The sequence below is a fragment of the Mesorhizobium sp. M0340 genome (genome assembly GCF_040321535.1).
In the GTDB taxonomy this organism is placed as follows: domain Bacteria; phylum Pseudomonadota; class Alphaproteobacteria; order Rhizobiales; family Rhizobiaceae; genus Mesorhizobium.
In genome coordinates this window covers 24,658-51,087 of sequence record NZ_JAMYRR010000011.1, presented here as the reverse complement: position 1 = coordinate 51,087, position 26,430 = coordinate 24,658, and the positions used below count along the sequence as shown (strand labels likewise).

20 protein-coding genes are annotated in these 26,430 nt (G+C 58.6%); 11 read left to right on the top strand and 9 right to left on the bottom strand.

Annotation, left to right across the window (positions count from 1 at the left end):
• The first annotated feature begins 1 nt into the window (after position 1).
• From asnB to NKI79_RS17350, 3 genes are read left to right on the top strand one after another with little or no spacing between them, the layout of a single operon-like run.
• Complete coding sequence (asnB, locus tag NKI79_RS17360) at positions 2 to 2,023, top strand: asparagine synthase (glutamine-hydrolyzing) (protein WP_352803000.1); 2,022 nt, start codon at positions 2 to 4, stop codon at positions 2,021 to 2,023.
• Entirely contained in the window at positions 2,020 to 3,576 is a 1,557-nt protein-coding gene (locus tag NKI79_RS17355) for a class I adenylate-forming enzyme family protein (RefSeq protein WP_352802998.1), read from the top strand. The genes asnB and NKI79_RS17355 overlap by 4 nt, the downstream gene beginning before the upstream one ends.
• 56 nt (positions 3,577 to 3,632) lie before the next feature.
• Positions 3,633 to 3,899 carry an acyl carrier protein gene (locus tag NKI79_RS17350; RefSeq protein WP_254819389.1) on the top strand — a complete coding sequence of 89 codons (267 nt, stop codon included), beginning with the start codon at positions 3,633 to 3,635 and terminating at the stop codon, positions 3,897 to 3,899.
• An 85-nt stretch (positions 3,900 to 3,984) separates the two neighbouring features.
• On the opposite strand, the gene NKI79_RS17345 is transcribed toward NKI79_RS17350, so the two are convergent.
• Positions 3,985 to 4,677: a N5-glutamine methyltransferase family protein gene (locus tag NKI79_RS17345; RefSeq protein ID WP_352802995.1), complete on the bottom strand. Its 693-nt coding sequence runs from the start codon at positions 4,675 to 4,677 to the stop codon at positions 3,985 to 3,987.
• Positions 4,678 to 5,083: 406 nt separating this feature from the next.
• On the opposite strand from NKI79_RS17345, the gene NKI79_RS17340 reads away from it, so the two are divergent.
• Both NKI79_RS17340 and NKI79_RS17335 read left to right on the top strand, forming a co-directional pair.
• Positions 5,084 to 6,835, top strand: coding sequence for a type I secretion system permease/ATPase (locus tag NKI79_RS17340; RefSeq protein WP_352802992.1), 1,752 nt, complete (start codon positions 5,084 to 5,086; stop codon positions 6,833 to 6,835).
• A 242-nt stretch (positions 6,836 to 7,077) separates the two neighbouring features.
• Positions 7,078 to 8,376, top strand: coding sequence for an HlyD family type I secretion periplasmic adaptor subunit (locus NKI79_RS17335; protein ID WP_352802989.1), 1,299 nt, complete (start codon positions 7,078 to 7,080; stop codon positions 8,374 to 8,376).
• Between the two features lie 37 nt (positions 8,377 to 8,413).
• Here NKI79_RS17335 and NKI79_RS17330 read toward each other — a convergent pair whose 3' ends face one another.
• The 6 genes from NKI79_RS17330 to NKI79_RS17305 form a co-directional block, all read right to left on the bottom strand.
• Complete coding sequence (locus NKI79_RS17330) at positions 8,414 to 9,676, bottom strand: polysaccharide biosynthesis/export family protein (RefSeq protein WP_352802988.1); 1,263 nt, start codon at positions 9,674 to 9,676, stop codon at positions 8,414 to 8,416.
• Positions 9,663 to 10,937: a hypothetical protein gene (locus tag NKI79_RS17325; RefSeq protein ID WP_352803234.1), complete on the bottom strand. Its 1,275-nt coding sequence runs from the start codon at positions 10,935 to 10,937 to the stop codon at positions 9,663 to 9,665. Before NKI79_RS17325 ends, NKI79_RS17330 begins: the two co-directional genes overlap by 14 nt.
• Positions 10,934 to 11,938, bottom strand: coding sequence for an SDR family NAD(P)-dependent oxidoreductase (locus tag NKI79_RS17320; protein ID WP_352802985.1), 1,005 nt, complete (start codon positions 11,936 to 11,938; stop codon positions 10,934 to 10,936). Before NKI79_RS17320 ends, NKI79_RS17325 begins: the two co-directional genes overlap by 4 nt.
• 74 nt (positions 11,939 to 12,012) lie before the next feature.
• On the bottom strand, positions 12,013 to 12,687 hold the full coding sequence (locus tag NKI79_RS17315) for a sugar transferase (protein WP_352802982.1): 675 nt from the start codon (positions 12,685 to 12,687) through the stop codon (positions 12,013 to 12,015).
• Positions 12,684 to 13,820, bottom strand: coding sequence for a DegT/DnrJ/EryC1/StrS family aminotransferase (locus tag NKI79_RS17310; RefSeq protein ID WP_352480475.1), 1,137 nt, complete (start codon positions 13,818 to 13,820; stop codon positions 12,684 to 12,686). The genes NKI79_RS17315 and NKI79_RS17310 overlap by 4 nt, the downstream gene beginning before the upstream one ends.
• 47 nt (positions 13,821 to 13,867) lie before the next feature.
• Positions 13,868 to 14,590 carry a nucleotidyltransferase family protein gene (locus tag NKI79_RS17305; RefSeq protein WP_023675619.1) on the bottom strand — a complete coding sequence of 241 codons (723 nt, stop codon included), beginning with the start codon at positions 14,588 to 14,590 and terminating at the stop codon, positions 13,868 to 13,870.
• Between the two features lie 510 nt (positions 14,591 to 15,100).
• Between NKI79_RS17305 and NKI79_RS17300 the strand changes: the two genes are divergently transcribed.
• Complete coding sequence (locus NKI79_RS17300; protein WP_352480474.1) at positions 15,101 to 15,775, top strand: LuxR C-terminal-related transcriptional regulator; 675 nt, start codon at positions 15,101 to 15,103, stop codon at positions 15,773 to 15,775.
• A 181-nt stretch (positions 15,776 to 15,956) separates the two neighbouring features.
• Here the strand turns inward: NKI79_RS17300 and NKI79_RS17295 are convergent, their stop codons facing one another.
• Complete coding sequence (locus tag NKI79_RS17295; RefSeq protein ID WP_352480473.1) at positions 15,957 to 17,696, bottom strand: PAS domain S-box protein; 1,740 nt, start codon at positions 17,694 to 17,696, stop codon at positions 15,957 to 15,959.
• A 287-nt stretch (positions 17,697 to 17,983) separates the two neighbouring features.
• On the opposite strand from NKI79_RS17295, the gene NKI79_RS17290 reads away from it, so the two are divergent.
• The 5 genes from NKI79_RS17290 to NKI79_RS17270 all read left to right on the top strand — a co-directional run bounded on the left by NKI79_RS17290 (position 17,984) and on the right by NKI79_RS17270 (position 23,901).
• Entirely contained in the window at positions 17,984 to 18,694 is a 711-nt protein-coding gene (locus NKI79_RS17290; RefSeq protein ID WP_352507238.1) for a helix-turn-helix transcriptional regulator, read from the top strand.
• 243 nt (positions 18,695 to 18,937) lie between these two features.
• On the top strand, positions 18,938 to 20,020 hold the full coding sequence (locus NKI79_RS17285; protein WP_352803232.1) for an NAD-dependent epimerase/dehydratase family protein: 1,083 nt from the start codon (positions 18,938 to 18,940) through the stop codon (positions 20,018 to 20,020).
• 163 nt (positions 20,021 to 20,183) lie between these two features.
• Positions 20,184 to 21,719: a lipopolysaccharide biosynthesis protein gene (locus NKI79_RS17280; RefSeq protein ID WP_352802978.1), complete on the top strand. Its 1,536-nt coding sequence runs from the start codon at positions 20,184 to 20,186 to the stop codon at positions 21,717 to 21,719.
• Positions 21,716 to 22,759: a glycosyltransferase family 2 protein gene (locus tag NKI79_RS17275; RefSeq protein ID WP_352480470.1), complete on the top strand. Its 1,044-nt coding sequence runs from the start codon at positions 21,716 to 21,718 to the stop codon at positions 22,757 to 22,759. The genes NKI79_RS17280 and NKI79_RS17275 overlap by 4 nt, the downstream gene beginning before the upstream one ends.
• A gap of 95 nt (positions 22,760 to 22,854) precedes the next feature.
• Positions 22,855 to 23,901, top strand: coding sequence for a class I SAM-dependent methyltransferase (locus tag NKI79_RS17270; RefSeq protein ID WP_352480469.1), 1,047 nt, complete (start codon positions 22,855 to 22,857; stop codon positions 23,899 to 23,901).
• 312 nt (positions 23,902 to 24,213) lie between these two features.
• Here the strand turns inward: NKI79_RS17270 and NKI79_RS17265 are convergent, their stop codons facing one another.
• The gene (locus NKI79_RS17265; protein ID WP_352802975.1) at positions 24,214 to 26,430 is read right to left on the bottom strand and encodes a GumC family protein; all 2,217 of its coding nucleotides are present in this window, start codon (positions 26,428 to 26,430) and stop codon (positions 24,214 to 24,216) included.

Genomic DNA, 26,430 nt, shown 5'->3' with positions numbered 1-26,430 from the left:
GATGTGCGGCATCGCCGGAATTGTGTCGCTGAGCGGCGCCGCGGCTCCCCCTTCCCGGGATGCGCTGATGCAGATGGTGGGCGCGCTGGCGCATCGCGGCCCGGACGAGCGCGGCCTTTACCGGGACAGACGTGCGGGATTGGCGCATGCCCGCCTGTCCGTCATCGATCTCGCGAGCGGCCAGCAGCCACTCGCCGGCGCGGGCGACACGATGTGGATCGTCTTCAACGGCGAAATCTTCAATTACGTCGAGCTGCGACAAGACCTGGCCGCGCTCGGCTATCGCTTCCGCACACGCAGCGACACCGAGGTCATCGTCCATGCCTATCATGCCTGGGGCGAGGCCGCCTTCGAGCGAATGAATGGGCAGTGGGCAGTCGCCATCTGGGACTCCGTGGCTGGTCGTCTCGTCTTGTCGCGGGATCGGTTCGGCATCTGCCCGCTGCACTTTTGCGAGCATGGCGGACGGCTTTACTTCGCCAGCGAGGTGAAGGCCATTTTCGCGGCCGATGCGGACATACCCCGCGTGTTCGATCCAGCCGGCATCGATCAGACTTTTACTCTTTGGACTGTCGCGCCGCCACAAGGCGTGTTTGGAGGAGTAAGCGAACTCACGCCTGGGCATGTCCGCATTTATGACCGCGGCGTCGTTCGCGAGCGGGCTTTTTGGAAGCCTGCCTATCCAGAGGTTGACGGGCCTGGTGATGATGAATTCAGCGGCTCGCTTGATGACGCGGTGGAGGAAGTGCGCAGCGCCCTGGAGGCCGCGACGGCGCTCAGGATAGTACGCGCCGACGTGCCGGTTGGCTGCTATTTGTCCGGCGGGCTCGACAGCTCACTGGTCGCCACGCTGGGGAGACGCTTCGCGGGCGAGCGCTTCCAGACTTTCTCGCTGCGTTTTGCCGACGCCGAATATGATGAGACGCATTTCCAGCGGCTGGTTGCCGGCGTAGCCGGCAGCGACCATCATGAGGTGGTTGTTTCGCGCAGCGATATCGCTGGCATCTTCCCTGAGGTGATCTACCATGCCGAGCGGCCAATCCTAAGAACCGCGCCGGCGCCGCTGTTCCTGCTCTCGAGACTGGTGCGCCAGCATGGCATCAAGGTCGTGCTGACCGGCGAAGGGGCCGACGAAATGTTCGCCGGCTACGATTTGTTCCGCGAAGGCAAGGTCCGCCGCTTCTGGGGACGCCAGCCCGCCTCGAAGCGACGCTCCCGTTTGCTGGAGCGCCTCTATCCTTATCTCAGCCGCTCGCCGGTACAGCAGCAAGCGATGGCACGCCAGTTCTTCGGGCGCGACATCCACGCCTGTGACGCGCCTGGTTTTGCGCATGGCACGCGCTGGCGTACCACAAGCGCCATCAAGCGGCTGTTTTCGGCAGACATGCGCGCCCAAACGGAGCGCCATAACGCCGTGTCCGAGCTGCTTGCCCGCCTGCCGTCGGAGTTTTCGCGATGGGGCTCTCTTGCGCAGGACCAGTATATCGAGATCCAGACGCTGATGTCGGGCTACCTGCTGTCCTCACAAGGGGACAGGATGCTCATGGCTCATTCCGTCGAGGGGCGCTTCCCGTTCCTCGACCATGAACTCGTGAGGCTCGCGAATTCGCTTCCGGCCGCCTACAAGCTGCGCGTGCTCGACGAAAAGCATGTGCTGAAACGTGTGGCGCAACCGATCGTGCCGTCGGAAATCGTCACCCGCAAGAAACAGCCTTACCGGGCCCCCAACGCGCTTTGCTTCGTCGCAGATGGCGCTCCGGCCTACATTCGCGAAGCACTTTCGGAGGCCGCGCTGCGCGAAGCGAACGTCTTCGATCCCAAATCGGTTACCCGGCTCCTGAGCAAGTGCCAAGCCAGCGCCGGCGGCGGCGACCTGTCCAACTCCGACAATATGGCGCTGGTCGGAGTGCTGTCGACACAGCTTCTCCATCGGCAATTTATCGCGAGCCGTCCAAGTGGGGCTCGCACGCTCAAGCTCAGCATCGATATCGACCGCGAGTATCGTGAAGAGGTGCTCGCATGATGCATGACGCCGTACCGCTCCTGCACGACTATCTCACCAACTCTGCCAGCCGGCTCGGCGCCAAGGTGGCCCTGGTGTGCGGCAATCAACGTGTCACCTATGGCGATCTCGACATGCGCTCGAACGCCATAGCGCACCATTTGACCGAGGCTGGAATTGCGCGTGGCGATCGAGTGGTGATCTTCGCCGACAACGCTGTCGAGGCCGTCGTCGCTTTCTGGGCGGTGCTCAAGGCCAACGCCGTGGTGTGCATCGTCAATCCGCTCACCAAAAGCGACAAGCTCGATTATTTGCTCAACGATTGCCGCCCGACGGCACTGATCACCGACAAACACCTGCACTCGATTTTCAGGGATCCGGCGCGGAATTGCCCATCGTTGCGCCGCATGATCGTCTCCGGGCCGATCGAACGCAACGACCTGCAAGAACTTCCGCATGCTGTGCGCTGGGATACTGCGGTCGCGGCAGCCCGCAGCACGCCGCCCGCGCGCCGCTGCATCGACATCGATCTCGCTGCGATCATTTATACGTCCGGCTCGACGGGCGAGCCCAAGGGCGTGATGCTGACGCATCGAAACATGATCGCCGCATGCGCCTCGATTTCCTCGTACCTGGCGCTTGCCGAAGACGAGGTGATCCTCAATGTCCTGCCGCTCGCCTTCGACTACGGTCTTTACCAGATGATCATGGCGTTCGGCGCGGGCGCCCGGCTGGTGCTTGAGCGCTCGTTCGCCTTCCCGGCGCAGATCCTTGGGCTGATCAAGCAAGAAAGGGTGACGGGCTTTCCCGGCGTACCGACCATCTTTGCCGCACTCGGGGAGCTCAAGTCTCTGAGGGATCAGGATTTTTCGAGCATTCGCTATGTCACCAACACTGCGGCCGCCCTGCCGCTCAAGCACATTCTCCTGCTGCAGGAGCTGTTTTCTGGCGCCCGTATCTATTCGATGTACGGCCTTACCGAATGCAAGCGCTGCACCTACCTGCCGCCGGACGATCTGGAGCGAAAGCCGTTGAGCGTCGGCATCGCCATCCCCAACACGGAAATGTGGATTGTCGACGAGCATGACAGGCGGGTCGGACCCGGCGTCGTTGGTCAGCTCGTCATCCGCGGAGCGACGGTGATGAAGGGCTATTGGGGCAAGCCGGAGGCGACAGCCAGAAAGCTCAAACCCGGACCGCTGCCGGGTGAGCAGGTCCTGTACACCGGCGACTACTGCCGGATGGACGCCGAGGGCTATCTCTACTTTGTCGGTCGCGGCGACGAGATCATAAAATCGCGCGGAGAGAAGATAGCGCCGAAGGAGGTGGAAAACGCGTTGATGAACATTGCCGGCGTACGGGAAGCCGCGGTCATCGGCGTTCCGGACGAGCTGCTCGGGCAAGCAGTGAAGGCGTTTGTCGTGATGGAGCAGGGAAGCATGCTCGGCGAAAAGCAGTTGCAGAAAGAGTGCCAGAGACGGCTGGAAAACTTCATGGTTCCGAAGTCCATCGTCATCGTACCCAGTCTGCCGATGACCGACACGGGCAAACTCAAAAAAACGGCCCTGTCATGAGTCGGCACCAAAGCGAAGTTGATCAGCATTCATCTTTTGTACCGGAGGCGAAATCAATGTTATCTACCAAAGATAGAACCGATACCTTCAGTGAACAAATTCGCGCTTTCCTGGCCTCGAATTTCTATATAGCCGATCCGGACAGTCTGGAGAGCGACACCTCGCTTCTCGACCAGGGCATCGTGGACTCGACGGGGGTGCTCGAGGTTATCGGCTTCATCGAGGAGACCTTCGGCATCACGGTCGAAGACAGCGAGCTGCTGCCCGAGAACCTCGATTCCATCCAGGGAATTGCGCGATACGTTATGCGCAAGAGAAACTGATTGCCGAAAGCCCGCAGCTCTGTTTCAAATCCCCGGCTGTTTTAAGCCGCGACAGCGCGTCTGAAGCCTGCCGCGACTGTGGCGCTTATGCCTGCGCCTTTGTATGTGCCACAACCACCCGGCCCTCGCCGGCTGGATTGGTGACTGACCGGATACTCTCATAGACCTTGGAACGCTCGAGCAAACTCATGACCTGCCGGTCTTGGCCAAGGCCGACCTCGAAAAGCAGGATGCCTCCGCGCCGCAAATAACGCGGCGCCTCCTTGAGCACCCGCATGTGGATGCTCAGGCCGTAGGGGCCGGCTGCGAATGCTTCACGCGGCTCGAGTTCGACCAGATGCGAACGGTCGCCCTCGAGCCGTTTTTCCGAAATGTAGGGCGGGTTGCAAACGACCACATCGATCGTGCCGTCAAGCTCCAGGCCGGAGAAGGCGCTGAACAAGTCGCCCTGAAGCACCGTTACCCGCTCCTCCAAATCAAGATGGATGACGTTGCGGCGCGCGACCTGCACGCATCCGTCGGTAAGATCGCTTGCCCACACGCGCGCGGTGGGGGCGTGGTGCGCGATGGCGCACGCCAGATTGCCCGCCCCACAGCACATGTCGACAACGCGAGGTACCGGCAAGTTCAGTTGGCTCAGAACATCGAGAGCGGCGTTGCCGAGCAGTTCCGTTTCCGGTCGAGGAACAAGAGCACCGGGCGAGACGAGCAACTGCAGTCCCATGAAGGTGCTGCGGCCCCTGCCATAGGCATCGGCGACATTGATCTCTTCGCTCACGATACTCACCTCCCGTTTTACCCGGCGTTGGTGGCCGACAATGGCGCACGGATAAAGTGTATCTTAAAACCGCTTAACTCTCGATCGACAAAATCAAAACCCAATCCCGCCTCAGACGCTTTGAAGCCCTGATGCTACAAAGATGACCATAAGCTTCTGCGCCGTGTCATGATTAGGAATATCTCCTTACTCGAGCCGGTTATCCCCAGGCTGACGAGCCAGTTGCCGAATTCTCAGCCTGGCGTCACGATTTTGCTACATTTTAATCAAAGAAGGCACATATGTAAGCAATTCGTAATGTTCCAGCAGCGGGGCGGAGCTGCTGCTTCCCGGAAGGTTAAAGTTTGTCCCTCATCGAAAGAATCGACGAGATTGCGCGGCAATTTCGCGTCAACGAGCGCGCATCATGAAGTCGACCAAAGAGCGCTCGCTCGATCTACGCTCCGCAATGTTTGGCTGTGTGCACGGCCTCGTCGGCGTAGGCGTTTTCTCCGCATTGATAAATATCCTCGCCTTGACCGGCTCCGTCTACATGCTCCAGGTCTACGACCGCGTGCTGCCTTCGCAGAGCGTGCCGACTCTTGTCGGATTTACCGTCGGGATGCTGGGACTTTACGCGGCCTATGGGCTCCTCGATTTCGTGAGGCTTCGCCTGTTGGTCCGCATCGGCAGCCGCCTGCATAAAAATCTGCAGCAAAAGGCGTTTGCAGCCTCGCTTTCCCTGCCCCTCGTCGCCGGGCCGGATGCGAACAGGATACACCCGCTTCGTGATCTGGACCAGCTACGTGGCTTTCTTTCCGGGCTGGGGCCGACGGTCTTATTCGATGCTCCCTGGATACCATTTTATATGGTGGTCATCTATCTGCTGCACCCCGCCCTTGGCGTGCTGGCAACGCTCGGTGCATGCGCCGTTGTTTTTTTGACGGTGGTTGCCGAGATCATCGGCCGCAAACCTGCGGCTCGTGCATCTGAAACACTCGTCGCGCAGCGGCTGCTGGCGGATTCCGGCCGCCGCAATGCAGAGGTCGTTCAGGCGATGGGCCTGTCTGCTCCGCTTAGCCGGCGCTGGAACGAGGTCAGTCATCTTTATCTGAAGAACCAGGAACGGCTTTCGGACGTCGTCGGCGCAGCAAGCTCACTGTCGAAGACACTGCGAATGGCCTTGCAATCATGTGTGCTGGGGCTTGGTGCCTACCTTGTGATCGGGGGCGAGGCCTCGCCCGGCGTGATCATTGCATCGTCCATTTTGCTGGGCCGCTCACTAGCGCCGGTCGATGTGGCCATCGCAAACTGGAGAGGGTTTCTGGCAACCCGCAAGAGCTATTCCGAGCTGGCGGCAGCGCTGGATGCCTTTGCTAGCCAGCAAGAGACAATGGAACTGCCGCGCCCAAAGGCGGAGCTTGCGGTCGAAGATTTGACTGTCGCGCCACCAAGCCTGCAGAAGCCAACCATCTTCAATGTAACCTTCCGCTTGGCAAGAGGCGCAGGGTTGGCGGTCGTCGGCCCGAGCGGCTCCGGCAAGACCACGCTCGTACGCGCTTTGGTCGGGGCGTGGAAGCCGCTTCGTGGCACGGTAAGATTGGATGGCGCCTCGCTCGATCAGTGGAACTCAGAACTGCTCGGCATTCATATTGGCTACCTGCCACAGGACGTTGAGCTGTTCGACGGGACGATCGCCGATAACATTTCGAGGTTCGGTGGCAAAAGCGACGCAAAAGGCGTGCTGGCAGCTGCCAAGGCTGCGGGCGTGGACAAGATGATCATGCGTCTTCCGCAGGGTTTTCAAACACGCATCGGAGAAGGCGGCGCGGCCCTTTCGGCTGGGCAGAGGCAGCTCGTCGGGCTTGCCAGGGCACTTTACGGCGATCCCTTCCTCGTCGTTCTTGACGAACCAAATTCCAATCTGGACGCAGACGGCGATGCTGCTTTGGCCGGCGCAATCCTGGCTGTGCGTCAGCGCGGCGGTATCGTGATCGTCGTTGCGCATCGCCCCTCCGCTCTCGTCAACATCGATCAGGTACTCGTCCTGTCGAACGGGATGCTCCATTCGTTCGGCTCGCGCGAAGACGTTCTGGCAAATGTGGTCCGGCCCTTCCCGCGTCCGGACAAGCCAAACATTGTCGTTCCGCTGCAGCACGGTGCAAGCGGGCATGCGTGAGGTATTGCTTAGTGTCTAACGTGACCATGTCGTCATATGCTGCGGTTGGCGGCGAAGGCCAGCCGACCGGGGCGAAGCCGGAGTCGGATGGCATCCGAGCCAATCTACTCTGGAGTAATCTGGTCCGGAGCCTGGCAACAAATTGTCGTTCCGCCGCGCAAAGGTGCGGCCGAGCATATGCCAGGTATCGCTCCACTGTTACCGTGTCGTCATACGTCGCCGCCGGTGGCGAGAGCCGTTCGTTGGGGACGAAGCCAGATCCGGATGGCATTCGGGCCAATCTGCTCCTGGGCCTGGCAACCAGCTTGCTGTTGGTCTTTGGCGGAGGGCTCTGGTTGGGATTGACCAAGATTGCCGGCGCGGTGATTGCGCCTGCGACTGTGGTGGTCGAAAGCAACATAAAAAAAGTGCAGCATCAAACCGGCGGCACCATCGGCGGAATCTTCGCGCAGGACGGCGATCATGTGAAGGCCGGCGACGTGTTGGTCAGGCTGGACAACACCTTGACCCGAGCAAACCTGCAGATAATTACCGAGGACCTCAATCGCGCCACCATTCGTCTGGCCCGACTGGAGGCCGAGCGCCAGGGTCTGCCGGAAATGCAGATCCCGCCCGACCTTCGCGCTCAAATGGGTGACCCGCAAGTGGCGGCACTTGTCAGTGGCGAGCGTGCCTTGTTTGAAAGCCGTGCTGCGGCGCTGGCTGGCCAGAAAGCACAATTGCAAAGCCGCGCGAAGCAGCTGGAACGTCAGATCGATGGCCTCAAGTCCCAGCAGTCTGCGACCGACGAGTCTCTGGATCTGCTGACCAAGAACCTTGCAGATGTCGAATCTCTCTACGCAAAGAAGTTGGTGTCCAAGGAGAGGTTGAGCAATGTCAGCCTGGAGAAGACCCGGACTCGCGGCGAATCGGGACGCCTTGTCGCGGCGATAGCGGAGGTACAGGCTCACATCAGTGAAACGGACCTGCAGGTGCTTCAGCTCGACGAACAAATGCGGAGCGACGTGACCAACGAACTTCGCGAAACGGAAGCCAAGCAGACCGAACTCAGTGAGCGCAAGGTGGTGGCCGAAGACGAACTCGGCAGGACAGACATTCGTGCCCCGCAGTCGGGCACGGTACAAGAATCCTCGGTCCACACCGTCGGAGGCGTAATTGGCGCCGGAGAGGTGCTCATGATGATTGTGCCCGATTCCGACAACCTTGTTGTCGACGCTTCCATTCCTCCGTCGCGTATCGATGAGATTCATCCCGGACAGCAGGTGTCGATCCGCTTTCCGGCGTTCGACGCCGGCACCACACCTGCTTGCGAAGGCTCGGTCAAGCGCGTCTCAGCGGATCTGATCAAGGATCAGCAACGCCAGCTTTCCTATTTTTCGGCCCGCATCGACGTCGAGAATGAAGCGACCTGCCTGACTGGAGAGAAAATACTCAAACCCGGCATGCCCGCCGAAGTCCACATAAGAACCGACGAGCGCAGTGTCTGGTCCTACTTGATGAAGCCTCTTACCGACCAGTTCTCCAGGGCCTTCAGGCAGTGAGGGGGCTGCCACACTCTCAACCGGCAGCCCGGCCGATCTATCGGGTCGCCGCATTTTCGAGAGCGCTGCTGAACCTGACCTCGATCGTGTCTCCCGGCATGACCTCGGTGTCTTCTTGGACAAGCTGTTTCCGCCATTCTTCGCCGAGCTTGCGAACGATCGTGACCTCGGCCTGGATCCTTTCGCCGGCAACCGGCAACGGCAGGGCGGCCGCTCCCGAGGGCTGCAACTTCTGGCTGGCGGCGCGAAGTCTTGCGCTAACATCGGCAAGGCGCACGTTGGTATCCTTCAGCTCGGTCAGCAGACCGATCCTTCTTTGGTTGTCATTGCGTTCGCGCTGTCTGGCAAAATCGTCCTGCTGACGTCGTGCTCTCATAAGTTCAACCGAGGTTTCGAGTGCCCGGCTGGAAGAGAGCACCAAAGCGCGCCGGACGTCGGCGAGCCGGGTATTGGTTAGATTTCCCGACTCAAACGCTTTCCTTACGCGCGCCAGTTCGTCTTCGTCCGCCTTCACCCCATCCGCTTCGGCCCGCTCGCGCTCGAGCAAGGTCTCAGTTTGTGCTGCAGCATCCTTGCCACTTTTATCGAGAAAGCTCTGCTCTTTCTGGAAATTGTCCAACGAGAGCTTCAGCCCTTCTGCTTCGGCCTGGGCGATCGCCGACGCAAAACCTGCCGACAAGGGCGACCCTTGTGGTGGCTGCATGTCGAAAGTCGACTTACCCTGAAGTTCGGCGCGCAGACGGGCGCTGTGAAAATAGTCTCTCGTGTATTCCCCCCAAAGCGACTCATAATCGCGCCGCAGATCCACCGGATCGGGGCCAACCTGGTTTGCCCGGGACCGCAAAAGGCTGAAGCCACCTGACACGGCAATCGCCTGCCGCACGGTCATCAGCGGGCGATAGGCCTGCTGTCCGGGAGTGAGCACGTCGCCAGTCACATAGATCGGCCTGTACTCTGCAACCACGGCGGTCACGTCTGTCGGCTTGATGACGATCATTTGCTCCCGCCCGTCAGGCAGCCGCTGGTGGAATATTTTGGTTGGCAAGATCGTCTGCATGCGTGTCTGCAGTTCGGCCGGAGTCAGGCCGCCAACCGAAACCATCCCGACTTCGGGAAGCGCGATCGTGCCGTCCATCTGGACCACCGCACGTTGCGTTCGCTCAGAGATGGAGGCAATTCCTATCTCGACGGTATCGCCGGCGGAAAGTCGATAAGCAACCCGCGCTTCCGCCGCAGCGGCCGTTTCCATCGCGGCTAGCATGCCGAGCACGACAAGAAGGATTCGATTAACGAGGACCATTGGCGGCAATCTCCTTCTGGTTCGACCGCGACTCTTCCGGCCAATCGAGACGGGTGATGAATTCGTAGACTGGCCCGCCAGGCACGCCCCAGTTGCTCGACCAGATCACCTGCGAGCCGTCGGGGGACGGCGAGGCATGGGTTTCGCTCCAATAGTCGGACGGGACGTTGTGGGTTTGCGTAACTCGTCGAACCTCACCGCTGCCGTCGAGGCGCAGCGCGATCACCTCTCGCGCATATGGCGCCCAGTCGCGATTGGCAGATATCTCATCGGGATTGCCGCCATAGCTCACGAACACCCAGCCGCTCCTGTCCAGTGCCCGCGCGGACGCATGCTCCGCTTCGCCAAATCTCATAAGCGAGGTGACCTTCCCGTCGATCAGTCTCCTTTTGATGACGTGATATTTGTCAGGGTCGGATTTGCTGATGCCCACGAAAACTTCGCTACCGTCGTCATCGACCGTCATATCGCCATGGCCGGGCCGATGATGGTCCGTCCACCTCTGCCGCAACGTCCCGTCGACGGAGAAAATAGCTCGCTGTTCTGTGTCTTCGTTCACGTTCTGAAAGCACAGGATGTTCGCTCCCAGCGGGGAAATCGAGCAGGCGCTGACCGTTCCGGCAAGCTGGGCAAGATCGATATCAGGAAATTTCCGGCGCTGCTTGAGATCATAGGCAAAGGCAACCATCGCACCATCCCCACGGATCGCGCGCACTGCTATGCGATCGCCGTCGCGGCTAGGATTGCCTTTGGACGGACCGAACTGAAGATCATGGTAATTCGGCGACACGAACAGCACGTCTTCGCGATTGGTCCGTGGCGCCCAGGTCGAAATTTTCCGGTCCTGAACGCAAATCATCAGATCGGGATTTTGCGGATGCCATTCGCATTCAGCCGATCGAGCGCGACGGAAAAGCGGGACATAGGTGTGCCCGTCGAAAAAGCACATGCCATTGCAGCCGTTGGTGATGACGAGGAGGCTCTGGTCTGAATTCCACGCCTGGGAGCTGGAATAACGGTGGCTGCAAAATTTCTTCTCGCATACGACGCCGTTGCCAAGAGCGCCAGGTTTGGTGATGCGCATGAAAACTGTCCCGAAGGCTGGATCCGTCGCGGGTTGGAGATAGTCGGGCAGATCCATCATCACTGGCGCGACAAACTGTGTCGGCGCGCTGTCTTGCCGGCCGCTGGCCGTGGACAAATCCAACGACAAGGCAGCCGCAATCAACAGCGGAGCCAACCCACGTGGGCGAAAGGTCATGTCATGTAGCCCATTTCGTGTCGCACCCGGCCTTCGCTGAGGCGCCCTTGCCACCATCCGATGGTCCGCTCCAAGCCTTCGCGCAGGCTGGTCTGGGCGCGCCATCCAGTCTTGCTTTCGAGGCGCGAAGAATCGGCCAGCAAGGCACGCACCTCGGAATTCTGCGGCCGCAGCCGGCGCTCGTCGCGGTGAATTGGTTTCTTGCAGCCACTCAACTCGATCACCAGATCCAATATGTCCGAGATCGTCACAGCGCGCTGGCTTCCGGCGTTGTAGGCATGGCCAAATTCGAGCTCCGCCGAACCTGCGGTCAAAAACGCCGCCGCGGTGTCTTCCACGAAAGTAAGGTCGCGGATCGGGCTTGTGTCTCCCACCATGATCGCAGGGCATTTTTTATCGAGAGCCTGACGTATGATGGTCGGTACGATGGCCCGCTCACTTTGGCGTGGGCCGTACGTATTGAAGGGCCGCATGATAACCACGGGGATGTCGAACGATCTGGCGTAGGACTCCGCCATCATGTCCGCACCGATCTTGGATGCCGAATATGGTGACTGTCCCTGCAATGGGTGGGACTCGCTGATAGGCATTGTCAGCGCGGTGCCATAAACCTCGCTTGTCGAGGTGTGCACCACACGCTCAGTCTCCCATTGGCGCGCCGCTTCGAGGACGTTGACCGTGCCCAGGATGTTGGTTTCCACATAGGACTGGGCGGCGGCATACGAATACGGGATAGCGATCAGTGCGGCGAGATGAAACACGACCGCCTGGCCGCGCACGATCCGATTAACGAACGCGCTGTCGCGAACATCGCCGCGGATGAGGTTCAACCGGCTTCGTATAGTGTCCGGTAAATCGTCCAGCCAGCCGTGGCTGTCGAAGGAATTGTAGAGAGCCACCGCGGTGACGTCGGCTCCGCTACGGACGAGCGCCTCGGTGAGATGCGAACCGATGAACCCATCGGCACCCGTAACCAGAACTTTCCTGCCCTTGTATGCCATGACCCGAGCGTTCCCCCTATGACGTGAGGCACTGACTTTGCAAATCCACGAGAGCGCCGATGTCCCAACTGCTCTCAAGTTCCGATCGGCGGCGGCGAAACGACGCCAAGCACCGCCAGCAGGCCGCGCACCATCCAGACGACATCGGAGACGATCGTGCGTTGCGGATAATAGGAAAGGTCAAGCCTGGCTTTGGCCGGAAACAAGACCTCGCGGTAGAACAGTAACGGGTCCACGGATCGCGGATAAAAATGCGCTTCGTTCCGGAAGAGAACCTGGGCTGGACCAAGCAAGCCTGGCTTGTATTGTAAAATACCCTCGAAGCCCCCGCGAAAACAATCGGCGAAGACAAGGCTCTCCGGGCGCGGCCCGACGATTGCCATCTCGCCCCTGAAGACGTTCCAAAGCTGCGGCAGCTCGTCGAACTTGGTGACGGCGAGGAACCGTCCTACCGGCGTCATGCGGCTGTCATAGGCCATGGTCAGCGCCAAGCCTCCGGAATCGCATTGCACGCTGAACTTGCGGAACTTGTACATGCGGAATGGGCGAGCACCGGCCCCGACGCGGGTCTGCGTAAAGAAGATGGGCCGACCGCCTTCCAGCAGCAGCGCCACGGCAATCAGCAACATCAGCGGAGCAAAGACGATCGCCGCGGCCGCAGCAATGACGAGATCAATTGCTCGTCTCACAGTCCCATGGGCGGCACTTGAGACGTTAGGCCGGTGAATGGCTAGGTCCAGGGCATTCATGCGGCTGTTCCTGTCTGAGCGCAACCGCTAACCGCTGCGGCAAGAGCGACAACCACCGTTTCGACCAAAGGTGCCGTGACCTGCGGATGCAGCGGTACCGTCAGCTCGCGCTGCGCAAAATCTTCGGTGCGCGGCAAATGAGTATCGGGGATAAGCTCACGATAGAGAGTCATCTGGTGCACCGGCGGGTAGTGGATAGTGGTTTGTATCCCTTGCGCGCGCAGTGCGTCGATGACGTCTTGCCTGTCGGCGTAACGTGGCAAAAGGATAGGCATGATGTGGTAGGCCGACGTCCGCGGCTCGTGGAACGGGATGGTCACGGCCGGACAATGCTTGGCTATGAGACGGCGATACAGCATGACCAGGATACGCCTGATCTCATTCCACTCCTGCAAATTTTGCAGCTGGACGAGTCCGATCGCAGCCCGCAATTCATCCATGCGATAGTTGAATCCGAGCATGGTGACATCATACTGAGGGGTGCGGCTGTTCAGCCTTTGACGTGTCCCGGTGGTCATCCCATGTCCACGCGCCTGGCGGATTGTCTCGAGCAGACCGGCATCCCTGGCGATCACAGCCCCGCCTTCCGCCGTGGTCATGTTCTTGTTGCCGTAGAAGCTGAAGGCGGCCGCGGCACCAAATGTCCCCACCTCCTTCAAGCCCGGCGCATGCGCCGCGTCCTCGACGATATGCAGCCCCCGGGCACGGGCGAACCTCTGCCATTGTTCCCGATCGGCGAGGTAGCCGGCGAAATGGACGAGAATGATTGCCTTGGTGCGGGTCGTGCATTTCGCTTCGGCTTCCACGATCGACATCAGCGGCACGTCGGCTGACTCGATGTCCACGAAGACCGGTGTCGCACCGACATAGAGGACCGCATTTGCGGTCGCCACGAAAGTCAAGGATGGCACCAGCACCTCGTCGCCCGGTCCGATGCCAAGTGCGTGCAAAATGAGATGAAGCGCTGCCGTACAAGAACCGACCGCGACGCAATCCTCCGCACCATGGACGTCGGCAAAAGCTTGTTCGAAGGCTCGTACCTGCTCCCCCATTGTCAGCCAGCCGCTGTCGATGACCTTGGTCAAAGCAGTCTTTTCCGGCACACCCAGGATCGGGGCACTGACCAAGAGCATCACAACCTCCTAGACTGATAATTGTGGGAACCGAGCTCGTGACTTCATCATGCAGCCGTCGCGGTGACCTCGATCGAGGCCGATTGGTCTTCCCAGGAAATGGTCTGTGCGTTCTGGAAGTCGTCGACGCGCCCGATATCGAGCCAGAGACCCTCATGCTTGTACACGTGCACGGTTGTGCCGTTCTGCATCATCTGCAGCATCAGGTCGTCGAACCCAAAGGGTATGCCGGATGGGATAAACTGCAGAACGTCCGGGTTCATGCAGTAAATTCCCATGCTGACCAGATGCGAGAGGGTCGGCTTCTCGCGAAAGACCTGCACGGTATTGTCGACTTCGTCGATGACGCCGAAATCCATCTTGATCAGACGACAGGCTGTTGCGATCGTCACCGGATCGGTGTGCTTACGGTGCGCTGCTACAAATCGACTGAGGCTTAGATCCGTAAGGACGTCGCCATTGAGAACGATAAACGGCTCCGTCAGTTCATCCCTGATCAAAGACAGTGGCCCGATGGTGCCAAGCGGCTCCATCTCCTGCGTATATCGAATTTTCAGGTTCCACTGCGAGCCATCTCCACACACGGTGCGGATCAAGTGGCCAAGATACCCAGTTGTAATATAGACTTCCTGAATACCGTTGCGTCGCAACCATTTCAGAAGCATCTCGAGAACCGGCCGTGCGCCGATCGGCATGAGCGGCTTCGGCAAGACCGAAGTGAAGGGGCGGAGGCGTGTTCCCATTCCTCCACATTGAATCACCGCTTTCATCCTGGTCCTCCCTTGTTCATTCGGCCTGAACGCTATCGTCACGGGCCGGCTATCCTGCCTTGATCAGCACCCGGGAAACACGTTCTTTGCCCCTCCGAAGAACCGGTGAGATTTCCCGTAGAAGACCGGTGAGATTTCCCCGCCGATCCCTGATCCGGACATTGCATCTGGATGGTATGTGGCCGTCGGGGTGGATGTCGTCGTGCATTCGAATGGTAACAATTCGGCCGTTTTGCTGTTCTATATCTTTGGATCTATGGCAGTGCTGAACGACCAGCCGGTCTGTCAGCTTTCCAGAAGGCCAGAACGTATGTTCGACGACGTTCGGCGGGTTCGCTCATAAGGGGCAAAAAAAAGAGGAGCGTTTCCCGTTATTTAAGATTATATTAGAAATTCGGCGTTTGCGGTGTTGGGGGTGCCGCGGCGTCGGCTGGATGAATGACGAGTGAATGGCTACGACTTCAGGCCCATCACCGTTCAATCCATTCAGATACGCGTTGGGGTAGTTCAATGTATCGAATCGTCATCGCCGACGATCACGGCTTGTATCGTCGCGGCTTGCGATTGGCACTGACCGCAGGCATTCCAGGTGTAGAGATATTTGAAGCGTCTTGTTTCGACGCGGTGCTCAGTTTGCTGGCGGAGCAATCGTTCGTGGATCTCGCGATCCTGGATCTGAATATGCCAGGCCTGTTCAATCAAGAAGTGCTCGGCGGGATCCTGTCCGCCTATCCGGATACGCGATTTGCGATCGTTTCCGGAAACGATTCACGCTCGGAAATACTCACGGCTCTGTCGATCGGGCTTCACGGTTACATCGTAAAGTCGCAGACGGACGAAGAGGTTGTTTTAGCCGTCAATGAAATCCTCTCCGGGCGCATCTATGTTCCCGCACTTCTGTCACGCTCGGGTGCAACGCAAGCAACCCACGCGCATACCCACTCCGAGAAGGGCCCACAGCGACGTACCGCTGGCGTCAACCTTGGCAGGCTGACCTCGAGGCAAAAGGAAGTCCTCAAGCTGATGGCGGAAGGCTATTCAAACAAGGAAATTGCGCGCGATCTGGAAATCGCGGAGGCGACCACGAAAATCCACGCTGCTGCGGTTCTGCGTGAATTGGGGGTACGCAATCGGACTGAGGCTGCCGTTATGCTGAAGACTTGGCTTTCGAGACATGCCAGCTAGAGCGCCGCGCGTCCTTTTGGACGTGCAACGGCATCCCATGACTCCTCACGCATATTACTGCATATCCCAAAGCCACGGCGCAGTTTTGGGCCAACGACATTCTTGGAAAGAATACTGCCCATCTCAAAGGCCGCTCAGCGCCACCCGCCTTTAGATATCTGCTTCCGATTGTAGCACTGCACTACAATCCGATTTCCTTGCGCGACAGCCGCAGCGAATACCGCAACCCTTGGTCCGATATTTCCAGCCTGGGAGAGTGACCGACAAGCGGCGCTCCATCCACGCCGATTATCATGGAACCGAAGCCATGACGGACTACACTTGAGGTCCGCCGCCGCCCCGATTCGACCCACTCGAACACGATATCGCTGCCTGTGTCTTCAGCTGCGAACGTCCAGCTTACGTCGATCCGGCCTTTTGAATCGCCAAGCGCTCCGTATTTCATGGAATTGGTGGCAAGCTCGTGAACGATCATTGCAAAACTCTCGGCGGCGCCTCCCGATATCGCCACGGACGGACCGCTGACCGATATGGCGCGTGTCCCCATATAAGGGTGCAACTCTTGCGCAACGAGATCGTTTATCGCCCCCGATACGCTGCCATTGCGGGAAAGAAGCAAATGGGTTGCCTCGAGCGCGCGTATCCGATCGATCAGCATTTCCTTGTATTTGGCGACGTTGTTTCCGGGAACATCGACCATCTTCACGAGCGCCGTGATCACCGCGAAAACATTGCCGAATCTATGACGCTGTTCGAGCATGATGCGCTCCCGCTTCTTTGCCGCGGCACGCAGCAGCGTGGTTTGTCGTCTCTCGCTCAGGTCGGCAGCCACTCCAAGCCGCTGTCCACCATCATCATGTCTTTCCTCCCTTCCGCGCAGCGCAACCCAGCGGATATGTCCGTCCGGTCGGCGGACACGTATCTCAACATCGTAATTCGTGACCGATGGTGCGGCCTTTCTCGATGCGGCCAGCTTTGGCCAGTCCGCCGGATGGACGACAGCTGACAGTTCCTCCAAACTGCGGCTATTGGCCTGGGCCAGGCCGAGAATGTCCCAGAACGTGTCCGAGCCCGTGACTGTCCCGTCTTTAAGGTCGATGCGCCACGTGCCCAAGCGTCCAGCAGACAGAGCGAGGTCCAGCCATTCCTTCTGCGCCCGAAGCGCTTCGTGAACAGCGCGTCGTTCCGAAATATCGTCGACCACCACGAAGATGCTCTCCGAGAGTCCCCCCTTGGGCACGGACGAAGAAAGCGTTAGCCGAGCCCAGAATGCCATACCGTCCTTTCTTAACAGACGGACCTCGGAAACGAACGAAGAGATGTCATTGCCCAGCCTCGCCAACAATTGCGCCAAGGTATGCCGGTCGTTCGGATGGGCGAGCGTATCGAGCCGCAATTGGGCAAGCTCCTCCTCCTTGTACCCGGTCATCTCGCAAAGGCGTTTGTTGGACTGCAGCAACTCACCTTTCTCGTTGGTGTTCGCGAATCCCAGGGCAGCACGTTCGAAGGCCCAACGATAGCGGCTTTCTGTCGCTTCGACGGCAGCTAGCCTGGCCTCCGCGACTTCCAGCAACTCACGCAAGTCCTGCCGAAGGCGATGGAACGTCATGGCAATTACCCCGCCCGAAACCAGAAGCAGGATTGCGCGTGCCCAATCTCCATTTGAAATGTGATCGTGTCCTCGCGCCCACAGGCCGACAGTCACCATCAGAATGGTCGCCGCGAGCGCTGCCACGCGGTCTTCGAGATAGGCGATAATAATAATCGCCGGAATAAATTCCAGAAAACTGGCGCCTTGCCCAATATATGCTGACGATTTGATTTCAAATATCAGTGTGGCAGCTAACACCGATGCAGAGGCAATATGAGTTAGCAATCTGCCCGACGGGTTCGAATTCGACCTGCGCGACTGCGAGCTCATGGACACAGACTACAACCTTCTGACTAGCCCGTCGAGACTAGAGCAAAAAACGTACAGCTTAGTACCACTGCCGGATTGCCATACCGCTATCATAGCGCGCATTTTATCGGACGCAGCGGGGCCTAAGAGCTGCCTTAGAACTGTCGGATCATATTAAGTTTTTCAAGGTGGCGATGAACATATTATCCGTCAGCGCATAGAAGACTAGAATCCAGCGACACATAGAAGACTACATGAATCCCGAATACTTATTTCGGGCGTGTGAAACTTTGGGTTAGGGGTAGAAAATGAATCTGATCGATAGACAGGTGAATGCTTCTTCGAGCAATCGGTACATTGCTACGAGGACCAGGTATGATTTTGAAGCGCGGAATACGCGGCCCTCTTCTGGTCACCTTGCCGATCGCGCATCGGATCTATTGGACGCAAGGTTCGGCGAACAAAAAGGCCGCAGTCTGGAATCCATAACCGGCGTGCTTGATCGCATTGGCTGTGGCTATCTCGTGCTGAATCGCGAGAGAAAGGTGGTCGAGTGGAACGCAGCCGCCCAAACCACGCTTGAGCGCCAGGGCGAAGCGGCCGACACGGCGAGCGGGCTTACGACCGCCCTAAGGCGGCTGATCGCAAATGTTCCGGGTCAATTCCTGCCGGGCTCACTATCCTGGGTGGTGATCCGCAGCAGAGGCGACCGTCCGGTGATTCTGAACGAGAACGGCGTTATCGCTCCCGACGGAACGAGCATTGTGGCGTTGCTGGATCGGGATAACAGATCTGGGCCAAATCCTCGCACGTTGCAAAGAATGTTTGGCCTGACGAGCGCAGAAACGCACCTCGCCTTGCGCCTGGCTCAGGGCGACGCTCCTTTGGAGATCGCTCGCAGCTGGCGCCTCAGCCGCACCACGATCCGTTCCCAGCTTGCCTCGCTGTTCGCCAAGACCGAAACAAAACGCCAGGCGGAACTGGTGGCCCTTCTTGGCCGCATTTCGGTCCTGCCGTAGGGGCAGGCCACTGGATACCATCGCCGGACGTCGGCATCCGCCCGGGGATTCAGACGGCGCAAGTTGGAGTGTCATGACTTGGCAGGTCGTGCACCGCATGACGGAGGCCGCAATCCCGGACCGGCCATTCGGTACTGTCGAACGGATTCGAAAGGCGACAAGTTGGACAACGATCTAGGCAGCGAGTCTGTTCTTGCCGCAGCGGAGAAGGTGGAAATCGCTCGATCGCGTTCGGACCGCGCGGTGAAGAGACTGGCACGGACCGGACCGATCGTCGTCACCGGCGCGGCAGGCTTCATTGGTTTTCACGTCGCTTTGCGGCTTTTGCGTCTGGGTGTCGAAGTCATCGGCGTCGACAATTTCTCCCCCTACTACGATCCACGACTCAAGGAAGCGCGATTTGCGCGCCTCTGTACCGAGTCGGGCTTCACTCCGATGCGAATTGATCTGGCGGATGCGGCGCGTGTCCAGTTGCTGTTTTCAGAAGTTCGACCTTCAAACGTTGTGCATCTCGCGGCTCAGGCCGGCGTGCGACATTCACTAGTTGACCCGCATGCCTATCTGCAATCGAACATAATAGCCTTTCTCAACGTCCTTGAGGGCTGCCGTCACTTCGGCGTTAATCACCTCGTCTATGCCTCGTCGAGCTCCGTCTACGGCTCAAATCGAACCATACCGTTTTCCGAGCATCACGGCGCCGATCATCCTGTCAGTCTATACGCCGCAACCAAGCGTTCAAACGAATTCATGGCGCATTCATACAGTCACTTGTTCGGCTTACCTATGACTGGACTGCGCTTCTTCACTGTTTATGGCCCCTGGGGCAGGCCCGACATGGCGGTCTATATGTTCACGCGTGCGATTATCGAGGGGAATCCAATCGAAGTAGCCAATGCCGGCCGCGTGTGGCGAGACTTCACCTATATCGACGATATCGCTGAGGGCGTGGTTCGAGCACTTGCTGCACCGCCGCGGCCCGATCCGCATTGGGACCCTTTCACCGCCGATCCTGCTACAAGTTCCGCGCCGTATCGCGTCTACAACATCGGCAACGACTGGCCCGAGGAGATCAACCGGCTCATTTCGATCATCGAGACCGCCCTTGGCTGCCGGGCGCTTCGCGTGGATGTGCCGTTGCCGCCTGGCGACGTTTTAGAGACACGCGCCGACGTCAGCGATCTTCGCAAGGCCGTCGGCTTCGCCCCGACGACGCGGCTTGAGGACGGAGTGCAACGCTTTGTCGAATGGTACCGGGACTTTCATGGAAGGGATACCGCGACCAGCATACGGCAACAAACGTTGGTGCATGTAGAGGCCACCGTGTGATCCGCGCCTTGTCGGAGCGACGGATCCACGCGTCTGTTATCCTGTCTCGGCTGCTGGTCTGGTCAGAAGATCAAGCTGATGCCGCACAGCGTAACGACGAAATTTCCGGTCATCGATGCCCCGCGCGATCCTCGCGCAAATCAGCTTATCGCGGGCAGTTCCAATGAGCGATCTCAATTCAGAGACTGAAGTTGTACTTGGCACGGAGCACAAAGAATTCGCCGCATCCGCGTTCTGCCGAACAATGTCATTCAGATGGATGATGGTGACGTTCAGGCCCCATCGTAAGCTCTATTCGACCGCATTTTTGCCTCCTCGGAATCGCGAGCTCATGTCCCAAAGCTACTTTCTGAGATCCAGGACGGTTCCTACGGTCGAGAAAATAATCACCCGTGTTCCTCCAAGCCCGATCGGCGGTATTCTTCGCGCGGCAGGAGGCGTTTCGGCCATGGCGATTGCCGGCCAGCTGACCCTGGTCGCCGCCATTCCCGTTTTGGCCCGGCTCTATTCCCCGGCAGATTTCGGGATCTTCACGATTTACCTGTCGATCGTAAACATCCTCGGTGCGATCGCAGCATTGCGTTTCGAGGCCTCGCTTTATGGGGTCAAGGACAGTGCGCAGGCATACGTGACCGTTAAGCTCATTCTCCTGGCTGTCATGGTGACGAGTGTCCTTGCCTTTGCGGCAGGACTGCTGTGGGCGAGCATCGCTCCAGCGCGAGTTGGCCACCTCGCCTGGCTCGTTCCACTTGGGATGGGGGGTGCCGGCCTCGTCGAAGCAATGAACTGCTGGAGTCTGCGCGTAGGCCTGCTACGCGACTTCGCCCTCGGCCGCCTGATTTTGCCGGCGACCATGGCCCTGCTGCAACTAACTTTTGGGCTCGCCCATTTCGGAGGTGAGGCGATGGTGCATGCTCATATCCTGAGCCAATTCATCTTTATCGGAATCCTCGGCTCTCGGGTTCTGAGCAGAAAGGACATAGGCGGCATCGCCCGAGCGCCGTGGCGGACCGTCTTTGCAGTCGCCAGGCGAGAATACAAGTTTCCATTGTTCGACATTCCCTCGGCCCTAGCGAGTTTTGCCATCATCAATCTTCCCGCGATACTCGTTGGTTCGCTGTTTGGCGCCGCTTTTGCCGGTTACCTGGGAGTTGCGTCACGGCTGGTGACTGCACCCGTGACGCTGATCGCCAACCCGCTTAGCAATGTTTTTGTATCTGAGGCGAACAAAACCAGCAGTCGCGCACATTTGCTCGGCACCGCGCACGGCCTGTTGATGCTTTCAGCCGGCCTCACTGCATTGCCAATATTAGCGCTTGGCCTGGCCGCGCCATATATCGTCGTTCCCCTCCTGGGCGCGCCCTGGGTTCCCGCCGCAGACATTATGACCGCGCTGGCGTTCATGGGTGCTATGCAGGCGTTGTCGACACCGCTTCAAGATGTCCCGGCTCTTCTGCGGCGGCAAGAGGTACGACTTCTCGTCGACGGCGCGCGGACGGCGCTTGTATTTGGCCCGCTACTCGCCGGTGCTGAGGCAGGTTGGGAACCACTTAAAGTCATTTATCTGATGGCGGCCGGCGGCGCCGTCGGGTTTGCATTGAAAACGGCGGCCTCTCTGTATCTTCTCCGCCACTACGTCGAACCATCGGGAGCCGCCATACCAAAGCAGAGTCATCATCTCGAGGGAAAAACACCATGAAGCACTCGCAGCTTGATCAGCTTCCAACGACCGATGTGGTTGACCAACATCATCGCGCTGATGCTTCGCGACTGCGCCCTTTCATTTCAGTTGCCATCCCGACCTTTCGCCGACCGGACACGATCCGCCGGGCGATGGATAGCATTCTGAGTCAAGATTTCGCCAGTTGGGAGCTGGTCGTCAGCGACGACGAGGGCCGCGAGGGAGCGACCTGGGCAATCGTCGCCGAGTATGCACGGACCGAGCCTCGCATCCGAATTGTCGAGAACGGTCGGGGCCGGGGTCAGGTCGAGAATACCAACAACGCCATGCTCGCTTGCGTCGGAAAATGGATCAAGCTGCTCCATGACGATGACTGGCTCGCCCCAGGCGCACTCAAGACCTTTGCCGAGGTTTCCACCAAGCATCCCTCGGCTGCATTCATGACCTGTGCCGCGAATATAATTGAAGACGATCGGATGAAATTCCGATTGCCACCGCAAGGGCGACAACGGATCTCCGTCTACTCGAGCCAGCAATGCCTAACGGACCTCTATCTGGTCCGTACGACGCGGAGCCTCGGGATCATCCCGTCGACGCTGTTGATCAACCGCGACGTCATTCACGCGGGTTGCCTGATGCGCGCGCACAATTCTATCCCGGCCGGAGTCGACCAGCTGTTCTTTGTTGACCTGGCGTGCCACGGAGACATGGTCGCGATAAATGACGGCTTGATTTTCTACGACGCGACCAATCACCCGAGCATCACTACAACTAAGAATTTTGACGAAGTTGATCAAGTAACTCTTGCTGTCAAAGAGCTTAACTGGAATCTAATTCAGGATCGTAAACACCTCCCTCGCCCCGAGACTTTGTTACGGGCGCTGCGGGTTGCTCGTATTCCCAGCAGATTCCACCAGCAGTCATGGCGAGCGACGATCCAAGATGCCATGCAAATTCTTCGCCCATCAGTCATGAAAATTGCGAGCCAGCATATTCTTACTTACGCGTTCGCCATCCGCCCGAGACTGGGCCGGTTGCGTAGCCAGAGGCGAATTTAGCGTGGCGGCATCATTGAGGCCTGCGTTGGCCGGCTGGCACGCATTCTACACCGTCGAAGGCGGCTTTCCTTCGTCCAGGCTTCAGGGATAGCGAGATGACCATTTGTCCGGCGTGTGGCAGTGTATCAACCGCAAAATTGTTCGAAGTGACAGCAGACGAGGCCTCTCGACATTTCATCAATCCGCGTCAGGACCCCGATCGCTCCCGAAAGTTAACAAGCCACCTGTCGGATCTCTGGGGCCGTAACACTTGCGACATTCGCAAATGCGCAGATTGCGGATTCGGTTTCGCAGATCCGTTCGTCGCCGGCGGCTTTGAGTTTTATAACTTAGCCTGGGCGTACCCTTCTTATCCAACTATGAAATGGGAATATGCAAGGACAATCGAAGAGCTCGCGGGCCTGAATACTGGCGGAAAGACTGCTCTCGAAGTGGGATCGGGGTTTGGGTATTTTCTCGACCGCATCAAGAATAAATTCTTCCATACTTCGGATATTTCTGCCGTCGACTACAACGAAACGGCGCGATCAGTACTGGCGTCAAAAGGCTTCAAGACATTTGCAAGTGACTTTCGAGATGGCAGCTTCAATTCCATGAAAGAGGCGTTCGATTTTATTTTCATGTTTCAGGTCTTCGAGCATATGGACCAAGTGGATGATGTTTTTGCTCGCTTAAAATATCTTCTGAAAACCCAAGGATCTGTTTTCATTGCCGTGCCAAATGAAAACAGAACGTACTATATGGAGTCTCACGGTTCGCTCGTAGACATGCCACCAAACCACATTGGCCGATGGACGAAAGGAGCCTTCGATGCCATATGTCGGCGGCACGGCTTGCAATTGAGCAAATGCGAGCGCGAGCCGTTCAATCTCGCCAAATTCCTGAAGCAAGACATCGTCCACAGCTTTTTGCGTAAGGGACAAAAACCAGGTAGTGTGAGTGAGTTCGTGCGGGCCTTGCCGCGAAGCAAAGCGCAACGAATGGCGCAAGGTTTGACCGCCCTTGCGATTTCACCGTCACGCTTGCCGGCATGGGCATACGCCATCAGGAACGCATCTACGATGGGCGGGAGCGCACTCTGGGCGAAAATCGACAAAGTCTCGTCACCTGCGCCACAGATTCATCGCCAAGCCAAGCAGTAATGAGCGGTGCGCCACGCCGCTTGCAGCGGGAAGGTGATTTTGACACCACCAGGCTGCTGGACCTGCCAAGCAGACGAAGGATGGCATCAGGGGCGTCGCCTCAGGCGTGGCTCCCGAAATTCATGAATGCCCGTCCGGCGGCTCCTGGCCAGTAGGTTCCGTTGTGACACCTCGGCCCCACGCTCCGGACGGATCTCTCCGCGGCAACCTCGGCTACGAGCGAATGGCCTGCGCCGGCAGCCGATCGGCGCCCAAAACAGTGATTTTCAACGAGCGGTGGTGGGAAAGAGGCAACAGTAAAAGCCGAGCTCGTCATGCTCCCTCCAGCAAGAGATCAGCGCTGTCCCCGAACCGGTAACCCGCGTGCTTCCTGAGATTAACCTTCGTGAGAACGCTTGCGACGGGAACCGAAGCTGGCGTATCGCCCGCAAGCAAGTCTAGGACGCCTCGCGCGATGCTGCGTCGCGTTTTCGCCCAGCGAATGGCGAAAAGAACCACGTCACCCCAGCCTGTCAGGAGTCTGGCCTCTGGTCCCTCAAGCCCCAGCGGCCCATTTATGATGACCACCCGATAGACCGAGTGCAGTTCATCTTTGAAAGGGGAGCCATCGACACTGGACAGTAAGGGCAGCAGATCCTCCGACGGTGCGAGCGCCATGAAATCGATTCCGATTGCCGACATTCCAGCTATCGCATCGCGCAGCGCACAACGGTCATTGATATAGTCTCCGAAAAAATTGTGCGGCTTACGTGCGCTGAATTCCTTCACAAACTCGCCTGTAAGGCGGCGGTCCGTGCGGTCCAGATCAATAAAGAGTACTCGCCCTCCAAGTCTTGTGGCCGCCAAGGCCATGCTCCATGCGAGCTCGGTCTTGCCATCATCCTCACTGCAGGATGTTATCAAGATTATGTTCGAGCAATCCCTCGCCCGCTGGGGCGCTGCAGCGACAAGCAGGGCCGTCACGGCGCGGCTGTATCTTGACTCCTGCTGACCTGAAACCAGCTGCTGCAGTCGCCTCGCGTGCGTTGTGGCAGCCTGGGGTATTAGCCCGAGGCACGGAACTTTGAGCGCTGCTTCAGCTTCGGCCTCTCCGTGCAAGGTGCTATCGAAGCGTTGGCGGACAAGTATGAAGATCCCCCCAATCAGGCCAAACACAACCATGCCGGGCGGAATAAGAAATATTGGCGAAAGAGTCGTTGGATTGGTAGGAGGCCACGCCGCTGAGAGAAGCCTGACCCCGGGGGATGGACTTGCAATACGCCGCATCAAGTCTTGTTGCCGGGTCAAAAGGTCGTTGTAGCGCTGCGTCAGGATGCCGACCTGGGGCTCGAGAGCGCGCAATCCGGAAAGCCGGCCGGCTGTATCGGCCACAACCGCATCCAGGACGTCCTTACGCTTTTGCAGCACCGCTATTTGGGAGCGATAGATGTTCGTCTCGGCAGCGACGCGGGCGATTTCTTGTTCGATCTCACGATCGATCGCATTTGTGACATCCTCATCTGTTGTGCCGTTGGCCTGGCGTGCCAAGAGATCGGCCAGCACGGGTGATCCGATGGTTTCGGCTACCGCGGCAACCGACGCGCCCCCCTTTCGCAAGTCCTGAATGTGTTGAAGTCGAGATTCCGATGCGGAGAGATCGGCTTTCGACAAGGAGATTTGCTGGGTGAGTTCGACTATCTCCTTGGCGGCATTATCCGCTGCACCTTGGTCGATCGCGCCATGGCTCAGCCGATACCTCTCAAGACGATCGGTCGCTTCTGCGAGACTGTTCTGTGTAGCTGGAAGTCCAGCAACTATTGATTCAAGTTCCAGTCTGTCCGATGCTTGGCTTTTCCTTGCCAGATCGCCAATATACACCTGCACGAACGTATTGGCGATCAAAGCAGCTCGCGCCGGATCGTGATCGGTGAAGCCGACACTGATGACCCTTGATCGCAACTCCTGGCCGATCCTTATACCCTTACGCAGTATCTTGAGTTCAGCCGCATCTGGCTCCGCCGGAGTGCTGCGCGGCCAAATTTCGGCCAGCAGATCGGCTGTACCCGAGCGCAACTTCGGCGGCTCGACGCCCGCAGGGTCAGCAGCAGAATTTTCGGTAACAGCATCAACCTTTCTAGTATTGTTGAGAGCGTCCGTTTTGCGTAGCGCTGCCACCACGCTTCGCAGATGGCCTTGCGACGAGAGCATGGTGATGTGGTCGTCAATGCTGGAATCCAGCACATCTTGAGTAGAGACCGAGCCGCCGGCAGGGGCCGCTCTACTAGGTGCGTCGACGATTACCTGTGCGGTGGCTTCATACAGGGCAGGCCGTGCAAGCCCCGCAAGCGCGGCTAATACACCGCCGGTGATGACCATGGCCAGCAGGAACCATTTTTTTCTTGATAGGGTAATGAGGAGCTGATGGAATGGGGTTTGCGTGTCCATCTGTTCGCGTAAAGGCCGTTTCATGCGCGGAGCGATTTCGCGCGCAGGCACGTGCATTTCGTTAACGTGCGGAAGGTGGATGCGGCTAACTATGGACCCTTCCAT

Excerpts from the sequence above, each read along its gene's own strand:
- asnB (WP_352803000.1), top strand. The coding sequence starts at position 2 with ATGTGCGGCATCGCCGGAATTGTGTCGCTGAGCGGCGCCGCGGCTCCC.
- NKI79_RS17355 (WP_352802998.1), top strand. The coding sequence starts at position 2,020 with ATGATGCATGACGCCGTACCGCTCCTGCACGACTATCTCACCAACTCT.
- NKI79_RS17350 (WP_254819389.1), top strand. The coding sequence starts at position 3,633 with ATGTTATCTACCAAAGATAGAACCGATACCTTCAGTGAACAAATTCGC.
- NKI79_RS17340 (WP_352802992.1), top strand. The coding sequence starts at position 5,084 with ATGAAGTCGACCAAAGAGCGCTCGCTCGATCTACGCTCCGCAATGTTT.
- NKI79_RS17330 (WP_352802988.1), bottom strand. The coding sequence starts at position 9,676 with ATGGTCCTCGTTAATCGAATCCTTCTTGTCGTGCTCGGCATGCTAGCC.
- NKI79_RS17325 (WP_352803234.1), bottom strand. The coding sequence starts at position 10,937 with ATGACCTTTCGCCCACGTGGGTTGGCTCCGCTGTTGATTGCGGCTGCC.
- NKI79_RS17320 (WP_352802985.1), bottom strand. The coding sequence starts at position 11,938 with ATGGCATACAAGGGCAGGAAAGTTCTGGTTACGGGTGCCGATGGGTTC.
- NKI79_RS17315 (WP_352802982.1), bottom strand. The coding sequence starts at position 12,687 with ATGAATGCCCTGGACCTAGCCATTCACCGGCCTAACGTCTCAAGTGCC.
- NKI79_RS17310 (WP_352480475.1), bottom strand. The coding sequence starts at position 13,820 with ATGCTCTTGGTCAGTGCCCCGATCCTGGGTGTGCCGGAAAAGACTGCT.
- NKI79_RS17305 (WP_023675619.1), bottom strand. The coding sequence starts at position 14,590 with ATGAAAGCGGTGATTCAATGTGGAGGAATGGGAACACGCCTCCGCCCC.
- NKI79_RS17300 (WP_352480474.1), top strand. The coding sequence starts at position 15,101 with ATGTATCGAATCGTCATCGCCGACGATCACGGCTTGTATCGTCGCGGC.
- NKI79_RS17295 (WP_352480473.1), bottom strand. The coding sequence starts at position 17,696 with ATGAGCTCGCAGTCGCGCAGGTCGAATTCGAACCCGTCGGGCAGATTG.
- NKI79_RS17290 (WP_352507238.1), top strand. The coding sequence starts at position 17,984 with ATGAATCTGATCGATAGACAGGTGAATGCTTCTTCGAGCAATCGGTAC.
- NKI79_RS17280 (WP_352802978.1), top strand. The coding sequence starts at position 20,184 with ATGAGCGATCTCAATTCAGAGACTGAAGTTGTACTTGGCACGGAGCAC.
- NKI79_RS17275 (WP_352480470.1), top strand. The coding sequence starts at position 21,716 with ATGAAGCACTCGCAGCTTGATCAGCTTCCAACGACCGATGTGGTTGAC.
- NKI79_RS17270 (WP_352480469.1), top strand. The coding sequence starts at position 22,855 with ATGACCATTTGTCCGGCGTGTGGCAGTGTATCAACCGCAAAATTGTTC.
- NKI79_RS17265 (WP_352802975.1), bottom strand. The coding sequence starts at position 26,430 with ATGGAAGGGTCCATAGTTAGCCGCATCCACCTTCCGCACGTTAACGAA.